Genomic DNA, 10140 nt, shown 5'->3' on the forward strand with positions numbered 1-10140 from the left:
GAAAGAACGATTGTTATTCCGTTTTTTTTATTACTTTAGTGGCATGAATATAAACCAGGACATATTTAAGATTCAATCAAATAATGTGCTTCCGTCAAGAGGAAAGATTTTAATATCCGAACCTTTTTTACGTGATGCAACGTTTGGCAGATCCGTAATATTATTGGTCGACCACACAGAGGAAGGGAGTATGGGGCTGGTTGTCAACAAACCATTGCCACTCCTTCTCAATGATATTATCATGGAATTCAAATATCTCGATGAGATTCCACTGTATAAAGGCGGGCCTGTTGCCACCGATACCTTGTTTTATCTTCATACATTAGCAGAGGTTTCCGGGTCTATTTCTATCAGCAAAGGTCTTTATCTGAACGGAGATTTTAACGAAATAAAGAAATACATTTTACAGGGGAATAAAATAAGTGAACACATCCGCTTTTTCCTGGGATATTCCGGCTGGGAAAGCAATCAGTTGCACAATGAAATTAAAGAAAACACATGGCTGGTTTCTGAAGAAGAAAAGTCTTATCTGATGAAGGATGACACTAAGGATATGTGGCGGAAAGCCCTAGAGAAGTTAGGCAGCAAGTATGAAACGTGGTCACGTTTCCCACAAGTGCCTACTTTCAACTGATTCATCATTTTTGTTTCTTGGGATTCAAATACTGAAAGAGCACTGCATCTTTGTAACAACCTCCCACCTGTAGCCAATTCTTTAATAACCCGCATTGGACGAAGCCACAAGATGTAAATAGCTTCATACAGACTTCATTGTCTACTGCTACGTGCGCATAAAGCTGGCTTAAAGAAAGGAAGTCAAAAGCATACTCGCAAAGCAACTTTAATGCGTCGGTGGCATATCCTTGTTGACGGTAATCCTTATGAACAGCGATTCCTACCTCTCCGCGCGAATGGAGAGGTACAAAATCCGTAATATCAATCGTGCCAAGTATGCAATGGTCGGACTTGCCCACAATCATCAGACGCAGTTGTTTATCCGCAAAGACATCACATTGTGAGCCTTCGATATACTGACGTAACACGTAACGGGAATAAGGAACTGTGAAGTTACTGATATCCCACATGGAAGGATCATTTTCCATTTCGTACATAACATCCATATCTTCCGGTTCTACTGCACGAAGATAGATGCGGTCGTTCATTAAAAAAGATTGTCTCATTCGTCCTTGTCTTTTGAGATGTGAAGTTCATTACGCAATTTCTTCTCGCCAGGCAGACAAAACAGAGAAGCCGTCAAGCCAATCAGCATACAAAGATTACCTGTGCTGCTCAATGTCAAATAATAGCATAGAAGATTGACAACAATAGCGATTTCGAGTATTCCCAACCGGACGATACTCCACTGCACATAACGTTTCAATGCAAGCAGAATCGTCATATTATCTATCTTCTTTTTAAGTACAAGACTAAATAGTTTCAGAGAAAGAGGCACACACAAGGCGGTCAGTAAGATGCCGATAGTTTCAAAGTAATAAGTAGCTTGCACATTCCCCTCAATGCTTCCTACGGGAATGAGTTCAAACTCCCCTGCCCCAAGCAGGAATGCCGGGAGTACCCAAAAGATAATATAACTGATATTCAAATTTCTGACAGCGCGTTTTATCTGTTCTTCCATGTCCGTTCTAAAATTCTAAAGATGATTTGATTATATAGTTCCGGTGAAAACCGTCCGGTTCACAATGCTACGCCCCAAAGTGACTTCGTCGGCATATTCCAGTTCGTCTCCAACGGATATGCCGCGCGCAATCACACTGAGCCTGACTCCCAGCTTATCTAATTTGCGGTAGATATAAAAGTTCGTGGTATCTCCTTCCATTGTAGTGCTCAAAGCCAGGATAACTTCTTTGATTCCCCCTTCGGCTACCCGTTGCACCAGACTCTCTATTTGCAAATCGCTCGGCCCTACCCCATCCATCGGAGAAATGACACCACCCAGAACATGATACAATCCCCTGTATTGCTGGGTTGCTTCTACCGCCATCACGTCACGGATATTCTCCACCACACAAATAATGGATGCATCCCGCTGCGGATTAGCACAAATCTGGCAAGTTTCGGTATCGGATATATTATGGCAGACCTTGCAATATTTCACCTCGCGTTTCAGTGTTATAATGGAACTTCCGAACGCTTCCACTGTAGCCGTATCCTGACGGAGCAGATGCAGGACAAGCCTCATAGCCGTCTTGCGCCCGATGCCCGGAAGTTTGGAAAATTCGCCGACTGCCTTTTCAAGCAGTACGGAAGGATATTGTTGATTCATAGATAATAATTACTATTCCGTCGATAATTTGGCGCAAAGATACAGAATATTGTTTTAATACCTGCAAAAAATACTACCTTTGCAACCGTTATGATGATACTTATTACTATTATATGCTACTTTGCGGTATTATTATTAATAGCCCGTATCACCGGACGCAAAGGCAGTTCGAATGCAGCGTTCTTCAAGGGAGAGAACAAATCGCCCTGGTATGTAGTCTCTTTCGGAATGATCGGCGCCTCTATATCCGGAGTTACTTTCGTCTCTGTGCCGGGCATGGTACGCGGAATGGATATGACCTACCTGCAAACGGTATTCGGATTCTTTTTCGGATATATGGTAGTGGCACATATTCTGCTTCCTTTATATTATAAGCTCAACCTGACAAGCATATACGGCTATCTCGGCACACGCATCGGAGCACGCGCCTATCGCACCGGTTCCTTTTTCTTTCTGCTGTCGCGTATGCTGGGAACGGCTGCGAAACTCTATCTGGTCTGCTTGATTCTACATACCTATGTATTTCAGGAGATGAATGCTCCTTTCTGGACCATTGCCGTCGGTTCAGTGGCATTAGTATGGATATACACTTATAAAAGCGGGATAAAAACAATTGTGTGGACAGATACCCTGCAAACTTTCTGCCTGATTACAGCACTGGTTTTCATCATTTATTTCACAATTCAAAAGTTGGACTTGAATTTCAGCGGCATTGTCCAGACCATTCAAAACAGCGGACACAGCCGGATATTCGTCCTCGATGACTGGATGTCACGGCAGAACTTCTTCAAGCAATTTTTCAGCGGCATCTTCATTGTGATCGTTATGACCGGACTCGACCAGGACATGATGCAAAAGAATCTTTCCTGCCGCAATCTGCGCGAAGCACAAAAGAATATGTATTGCTACGGATTCTCATTCATCCCGCTGAACTTTCTTTTCCTGTGTCTGGGAATTCTACTGATAACACTGGCCGGACAAATGCAACTGGAACTACCTGCCATGAACGATGATATTCTGCCGATGTTCGCCACACAAGGTTACTTAGGACAATCCGTACTGATACTCTTTACTATCGGAATCATTGCAGCCGCTTTCAGCAACTCGGATTCTGCCTTGACAGCCATGACAACCAGTGTATGCGTCGACTTGCTGGATACAGGAAAGGATACCGAAGAAACGGCACGCCGCAAAAGAAATAAAGTGCATATATCTCTTTCAATCCTATTGGCTTTCTTCATTTGCCTGGTAGAGATGCTGGATAATAAGAGTGTAATTGATGCGATATACATCATCGCTTCCTATACATACGGCCCCCTGCTAGGTATGTTCGCCTTCGGACTGTTCACCCGGAGACTGACCGACGACCGCCTCGTTCCTTTCATTGCCATCGCCTCTCCACTGCTCTGTTATGCGCTGAACTGGTGGATAGCCAAAGAAACCGGATATAAATTCGGTTATGAATTGCTCATGTTAAATGGAACGCTTACCTTTGCAGGGTTGATGTTTATGTCCGGAAAAGCGAAAACGCTGGAAATATCATGAAAACAAGTACCCCAACGTTTATTATAAACAATATAATGAAGAAATAAATGACAAGAATATGGAAATAACAAGTGCAGAATTTGTGATTAGTAACACGGACGTGAAGAAATGTCCGGCAGGTATTTACCCTGAATATGCCTTTATCGGTCGTTCCAATGTAGGAAAGTCAAGCCTTATCAATATGCTGACCAACCGTAAAGGACTAGCCATGACTTCCGCTACTCCGGGCAAGACGATGCTAATCAATCACTTCCTGATTAACAAGAACTGGTATTTGGTCGATCTTCCGGGATATGGCTATGCACGTCGCGGACAAAAAGGAAAAGACCAGATACGTACCATAATCGAAGATTATATATTGGAACGGGAGCAGATGACAAATCTCTTCGTCCTGATAGACAGCCGTCTGGAACCGCAGAAGATAGACCTGGAGTTTATGGAATGGCTGGGCGAAAACGGTATTCCTTTCGCCATCATCTTCACTAAGGCCGATAAGCTCAAAGGCGGACGCCTGAAGATGAATATCAACTCATATCTGCGCGAGTTAGGTAAACAATGGGAAGAACTCCCACCTTACTTTATTTCTTCCGCAGAAGACCGTACGGGACGTACAGAAATACTTGATTACATAGAAAACATAAACAAGAATCTCAAGATTTAATGAAAATGAAAAAGAGTTTTTTATCATTTGCCTTCATGGCAGCATTTATGTTGATGGCTACTAATAGCCAGGCACAATCATGGTCGGACTTATTTAATAAGGACAACATTTCAAAAGTAGTGAATGCCATTACCGGAAATGCCGAATCTATCGACATGACAGGAACATGGAGTTATAAAGGCTCGGCCGTCGAGTTCGAATCGGACAACCTGTTGATGAAAGCAGGCGGGGCCGCCGCGGCTACTATGGCAGAAAACAAGTTGAACGAGCAACTGAGCAAAGTAGGCATCAAGGAAGGACAGATGAGTTTCACTTTTAACGCCGACAGCACTTTCACCAGCACAGTAGGAAAGAAGAAACTGAGCGGAACTTACTCTTACAATGCCTCTACCAAACAGGTAGACCTGAAATACCTGAAATTACTGAATCTGCATGCAAAAGTAAACTGTACCTCAAGCTCGTTGGAATTACTGTTCAACTCGGACAAGTTGTTGAAACTGATGTCTTTCATCGGCAGCAAGAGCAACAGTACGGCACTGAAAACAGTGAGTTCGCTGGCTGAGAATTATGACGGAATGATGCTGGGATTCCAGCTTGCCAAATAGCAAAAGCAAATCGTTTAATACTATTTCGCACTCCATAGAGTATATTTTAGGGGAAAAAGCATTACCTTTGGCACTTGTAATCAAAAAAGAGAAGGAAAAATGAAAAAGATACTTTTTTTAATGACCTTATTAGTTATGGGTGTAAGTTTTGCATTTGCACAAACAAATGCAGACATCAAGTTTGACAAAACAACTCATGATTTCGGCAAGTTTTCAGAAAACAGCCCGGTGGTAAGTTGTACGTTTACCTTCACTAATATCGGTGATGCTCCTTTGGTCATTCATCAGGCAGTAGCCTCTTGCGGATGTACCGTACCCGAATATACAAAAGAGCCTATCATGCCGGGCAAAAAAGGCACGATTAAGGTGACTTACAACGGAACTGGTAAATATCCGGGACACTTCAAGAAGTCGATAACCTTGCGTACCAATGCCAAAACAGAGATGGTAAGGCTATATATCGAAGGTGATATGACACCAAAAGATGCCAAATAAGAAAAAACAGGCTATTACATAAAGGAGAATCTTTCGGTTCTCCTTTTTTTTTGTTTACTTTGAGGACGGAAATGTAAATTGACACATTAGCAAATTATAAAAACTATGAAACAAGAAGAAGACAAATTCACCGGGTTACCCGAGAATGCGTTCAGAGAGTTAAAACCGGGGGAAGTCTACAACCCGTTGATGAGTCCCTCGAAAAATTATCCGGAAGTTAATTTCTGGTCAGTAGCATGGGGTATCGCCATGGCAATCCTTTTCTCGGCTGCCGCTGCCTATCTGGGCTTAAAGGTGGGACAAGTATTTGAGGCCGCTATTCCGATTGCGATTATCGCGGTAGGAGTTTCAGGAGCAGCCAAAAGAAAAAATGCGTTGGGAGAAAACGTAATTATCCAGTCTATCGGAGCCTGTTCGGGAGTAATCGTAGCCGGAGCTATCTTTACCCTGCCTGCTCTTTATATTCTTCAGGCCAAATATCCTGAAATGACAGTCACCTTCATGCAGGTATTCATCAGTTCCTTGCTGGGTGGCGTATTGGGTATCCTGTTCCTGATTCCTTTCCGGAAATATTTCGTCAGCGATATGCATGGCAAGTATCCTTTCCCGGAAGCAACTGCTACCACACAGGTGTTAATCTCCGGCGAGAAAGGCGGAAGCCAGGCCAAACCGTTATTGATGGCGGGCATGATCGGTGGATTGTATGACTTCATCGTAGCTACATTCGGATGGTGGAACGAGAATTTCACGACCCGTGTATGCAGTGCCGGAGAGATGTTGGCAGAAAAAGCCAAACTGGTATTTAAAGTTAATACAGGTGCTGCCGTACTGGGGCTGGGATATATTGTCGGATTGAAATACGCTTCTATCATTTGTGCCGGTTCACTGGCAGTATGGTGGATTATCATTCCGGGAATGTCCGCTATCTGGGGAGATAGTGTGCTGAATGCATGGAATCCTGAAATTACGGCTACTGTAGGGATGATGAGTCCGGAAGAAATATTCAAATATTACGCGAAAAGCATCGGTATAGGCGGTATCGCCATGGCGGGTGTGATTGGCATTATCCGTTCCTGGGGAATCATCAAAAGCGCCGTCGGACTGGCTGCCAAAGAAATGGGCGGTAAGGGCAATGTAGAAAAAAGCATCATGCGTACTCAACGGGATCTCTCGATGAAGATTATCGCAATAGGTTCTATCATTACGCTGATACTGATTGTACTGTTCTTCTACTTTGATGTAATGCAGGGTAATCTGCTACATACATTGGTAGCTATTGTTCTGGTAGCCGGCATTTCTTTCCTGTTCACTACGGTAGCCGCCAATGCAATCGCAATCGTAGGTACTAATCCTGTATCGGGAATGACGTTGATGACGCTGATTCTAGCTTCCGTAGTGATGGTAGCTGTCGGTCTGAAAGGACCTTCGGGCATGGTTGCCGCACTGGTAATGGGTGGCGTGGTATGTACTGCACTTTCGATGGCGGGTGGTTTCATTACCGACTTGAAGATTGGTTATTGGTTGGGAAGCACTCCTGCCAAACAGGAAACATGGAAGTTCCTGGGAACAATCGTATCGGCTGCAACCGTAGGCGGTGTGATGATTATCCTGAACAAGACATACGGATTTACAAGCGGCGCACTGGCTGCTCCGCAAGCTAATGCGATGGCAGCCGTTATCGAACCGTTGATGAGTGGTGTAGGTGCCCCGTGGTTGCTATATGGTATCGGTGCTGTCTTAGCTATTATTCTGACTCTTTGTAAAATTCCTGCATTAGCTTTCGCATTGGGTATGTTTATTCCATTGGAACTGAATGTGCCGCTGGTAGTGGGCGGAGCTGTCAACTGGTTTGTTACATCCCGCAGCAAGGATGCAACATTGAATACGGAAAGAGGAGAAAAAGGAACGTTGCTGGCTTCCGGTTTCATTGCAGGTGGCGCGTTGATGGGTGTTGTCAGTGCCGCTATGCGTTTCGGCGGAGTCAACCTTGTGAATGAAGCCTGGCTGAACAATACCTGGTCGGAAGTGTTAGCATTAGGAGCATATGCCCTGCTGATTCTTTATTTTATCAAGGCTTCAATGAAAGTTAAATAAATAGTATGAGGAGACTTCTATCTGTCATAGTATCGCTGGTCAGTGTAATGACCTTTGCACAGGAACAGTCTGCGGAGCTTGCTCCGCAGGACTCCGCAGCGATGTTACGAATCGGGAAGTCTTATCTAGGGACAAAATATGTAGCCAATACCTTAGACTGCGACGGAGAAGAGAAGCTGGTTGTCCGAACGGATGCGGTAGATTGTCTTACCTTCGTAGAATACACATTGGCACAGGCTCTTGGTCCATCTTTTGCTGAGAATCTGCAAAGAATACGGTATCGTGATGGTATCATCGACGGTTATCCTTCGCGACTGCATTATACGTCCGACTGGATTGATAACGGTATCCGGAACGGTTTCCTCACGGATGTTACCGCTGAGAATAATGCGCCTACAATGAAATTGTCTCTCTCATATATGTCCACCCATCCCAAGCAATACAGGAAATTGGCCGATTCACCGGAAAATGTGTTACGGATGGCTGAATATGAGAAAGCATTATCAAAAAAAACAGTACATTGGCTGCCGAAAAGCGAATTGCCGGAAAACGGATTGCCATGGATTATGGATGGAGATATTATTGCTATCACAACGAAATTGCCCGGTCTGGACATTGCTCACGTAGGAATAGCAGAATATAGAAACGGAAAGTTGCATCTGCTGCACGCTTCCTCCACATTAGGGAAAGTGGTTGTCAGCGATACGCCTCTCAGCCATATGCTCAATAATAATAAATCGTGGACAGGCATACGTGTCGTCCGGACGTCGCACTTAAAAAATAACTGATTATGAAACGAGTAAAACATTTCCTTCTCGCCTCGTGCCTATTCCCAGTCTTAGCGGGAGCACAAGATAGGGCAAGCACTTACCTCTTGGAATTAACTCCAAGTGCCTATTTTTTGGAACTTACTCCAGATGCCCAATCGGCAGGTATGGCAGGTACAGGATTAGCTATCACCGACAACGGAAGTACAGCAATCTTTCATAATGCTTCTACCCTCGCCTTTTCTATGGAAACAATGGGGACAAGTTATTCATATGCTGACATGAATAAAGATTATGCGTTGCACAGCGCGTCTATCTTTTATAAAATCGGAAGAGAAGGAAAGCATGGCTTTATGGTAGGCTTCCGCCATTTCAGAAGTCCAAAGCAGGAAGTAGACGGGGGACCTAATACCGGTTTCCGTCCTTATATATGGGATTTGGAAGCCGGATATTTTAGAAATGTAGCAAAAAACCTGTCTCTCTCCTTAACACTCAGATATTTGCAATCCAAATCCTGGCAAAGTACAGACAGCAAAAGTTCCGTTTGCCTGGATTTTGGGGCTACATACCACCGCAACATGGCTCTTCTCGACGAAATGGCATCATGGAGCATCGGTTTCCAAGCTGCTAATATAGGGAAAAAGTTGGACGGATATAAACTTCCCGCCAAGTTGGGATTAGGGGGAGCAATCGACCTGCCATTCAGCATGGAGAACCGTTTGCAGGTAGCACTTGATTTCAACTATCTGCTTCCTAGCGAAATCCGTCATTTGCAAGCGGGCGTAGGAGCCGAATACAATTTCCTGAAATACGGAGTAGTCCGTGCCGGATATCATTTCGGAGATAAAGACAAGGGCATAGGCAACTATGGCACCCTAGGATGCGGAATCAACTTCTGGCCCATACGCGCCGATTTCTCTTATGCACTGGCGGATAAGGATTCCTTTATGCACCATACTTGGCAACTGGGAGTCGGAATAGTTTTCTAAGCTCCCCTTCGAGGCGTTGCTTCACTTCGTCCATAGGCACATCGTGCTTCAACTCTTGACGAAGAGAAGTGACGCCTTTATCTATAAATCCACAAGGATGAATATAGCTGAAATATCGTAAATCCGTATTAACGTTCAAAGCCAGTCCGTGCATAGTGACATAGCGGCTGCTCCTGACCCCTATCGCACAAATCTTACGGGCACGGGAAGTATCACCTTCCAGCCAGACGCCTGTCGCCTTCTCCAACCTTCCTGCTTCGATGCCATAAGACGCACACACGCGTATCACTGCTTCTTCCAACAGATGAACGTATTCTTTCAGTCCCAGCCCGAACTCCTCAAGGTTCAATATCGGATAGCATACCAACTGTCCGGGACCGTGATAAGTGATGTCTCCCCCTCTGTCAATATGATAAAGAGTCGCATCAATCGCTTTCAACTGTTCTTCACTCAGCAGCATATTATTTTCTTTCCCGCTACGTCCCAAAGTATAGACGTGGGGATGCTCGCACATGATTATACGGTTCTCATAGGCCTCACCCTGAGCTTTCGCCCGGACAACGCCGTCAAACCATTCCGTCTGCCGCTGCCATGCCTCGGCATACGGTATCAAATTCCAATCTATAAAAACTGTTTTCATAAAAACAAAATTATATAGAAAAATCGAGTTTTTCTACACCGGCACAATAAAAACCGAGGC

12 protein-coding genes are annotated in these 10140 nt (G+C 44.4%); 8 read left to right on the forward strand and 4 right to left on the reverse strand.

Annotation, left to right across the window (positions count from 1 at the left end; translation table 11 throughout):
- Positions 1-43 precede the first annotated feature (43 nt).
- Positions 44-634: a YqgE/AlgH family protein gene (locus RDN93_RS00525; protein WP_308743834.1), complete on the forward strand. Its 591-nt coding sequence runs from the start codon at positions 44-46 to the stop codon at positions 632-634.
- Positions 635-638: 4 nt separating this feature from the next.
- Here the strand turns inward: RDN93_RS00525 and RDN93_RS00530 are convergent, their stop codons facing one another.
- Genes RDN93_RS00530 through recR form a run of 3 tightly spaced genes read right to left on the reverse strand, consistent with a single transcriptional unit; the run spans position 639 to position 2284 of the window.
- Positions 639-1181 (reverse strand): GNAT family N-acetyltransferase, encoded by a 543-nt coding sequence (locus tag RDN93_RS00530; protein ID WP_308743835.1) that lies wholly within the window; start codon positions 1179-1181, stop codon positions 639-641.
- A complete protein-coding gene (locus RDN93_RS00535; protein ID WP_308743836.1) occupies positions 1178-1636 on the reverse strand; it encodes a hypothetical protein in 459 nt (152 codons plus the stop codon). The genes RDN93_RS00530 and RDN93_RS00535 overlap by 4 nt, the downstream gene beginning before the upstream one ends.
- 30 nt (positions 1637-1666) lie before the next feature.
- Positions 1667-2284, reverse strand: coding sequence for a recombination mediator RecR (recR, locus tag RDN93_RS00540; RefSeq protein WP_308743837.1), 618 nt, complete (start codon positions 2282-2284; stop codon positions 1667-1669).
- Between the two features lie 90 nt (positions 2285-2374).
- Here recR and RDN93_RS00545 point away from each other — a divergent pair, with 90 nt between their 5' ends.
- The 7 genes from RDN93_RS00545 to RDN93_RS00575 all read left to right on the forward strand — a co-directional run bounded on the left by RDN93_RS00545 (position 2375) and on the right by RDN93_RS00575 (position 9440).
- Positions 2375-3829, forward strand: a complete 1455-nt coding sequence (locus RDN93_RS00545) for a sodium:solute symporter (RefSeq protein ID WP_308743838.1) — start codon at positions 2375-2377, stop codon at positions 3827-3829.
- A gap of 58 nt (positions 3830-3887) precedes the next feature.
- Complete coding sequence (gene yihA, locus RDN93_RS00550) at positions 3888-4490, forward strand: ribosome biogenesis GTP-binding protein YihA/YsxC (protein WP_308743839.1); 603 nt, start codon at positions 3888-3890, stop codon at positions 4488-4490.
- Positions 4490-5095: a DUF4923 family protein gene (locus tag RDN93_RS00555; RefSeq protein WP_374047347.1), complete on the forward strand. Its 606-nt coding sequence runs from the start codon at positions 4490-4492 to the stop codon at positions 5093-5095. Before yihA ends, RDN93_RS00555 begins: the two co-directional genes overlap by 1 nt.
- Positions 5096-5194: 99 nt before the next feature.
- Positions 5195-5590, forward strand: coding sequence for a DUF1573 domain-containing protein (locus tag RDN93_RS00560; protein ID WP_308743841.1), 396 nt, complete (start codon positions 5195-5197; stop codon positions 5588-5590).
- A gap of 105 nt (positions 5591-5695) precedes the next feature.
- Complete coding sequence (locus tag RDN93_RS00565; RefSeq protein ID WP_308743842.1) at positions 5696-7684, forward strand: OPT family oligopeptide transporter; 1989 nt, start codon at positions 5696-5698, stop codon at positions 7682-7684.
- A 5-nt stretch (positions 7685-7689) separates the two neighbouring features.
- Complete coding sequence (locus tag RDN93_RS00570) at positions 7690-8472, forward strand: DUF1460 domain-containing protein (protein WP_374047348.1); 783 nt, start codon at positions 7690-7692, stop codon at positions 8470-8472.
- Positions 8473-8474: 2 nt separating this feature from the next.
- A complete protein-coding gene (locus RDN93_RS00575) occupies positions 8475-9440 on the forward strand; it encodes a PorV/PorQ family protein (RefSeq protein WP_308743843.1) in 966 nt (321 codons plus the stop codon).
- Here RDN93_RS00575 and lipB read toward each other — a convergent pair.
- Positions 9397-10080, reverse strand: coding sequence for a lipoyl(octanoyl) transferase LipB (gene lipB / locus RDN93_RS00580; protein WP_308743844.1), 684 nt, complete (start codon positions 10078-10080; stop codon positions 9397-9399). The two genes, RDN93_RS00575 and lipB, sit on opposite strands and share 44 nt — an antisense overlap.
- Between the last annotated feature and the right edge of the window lie 60 nt (positions 10081-10140).

It is taken from the genome of uncultured Bacteroides sp., assembly GCF_902491285.1.
Classification (GTDB): Bacteria; Bacteroidota; Bacteroidia; order Bacteroidales; family Bacteroidaceae; genus Bacteroides.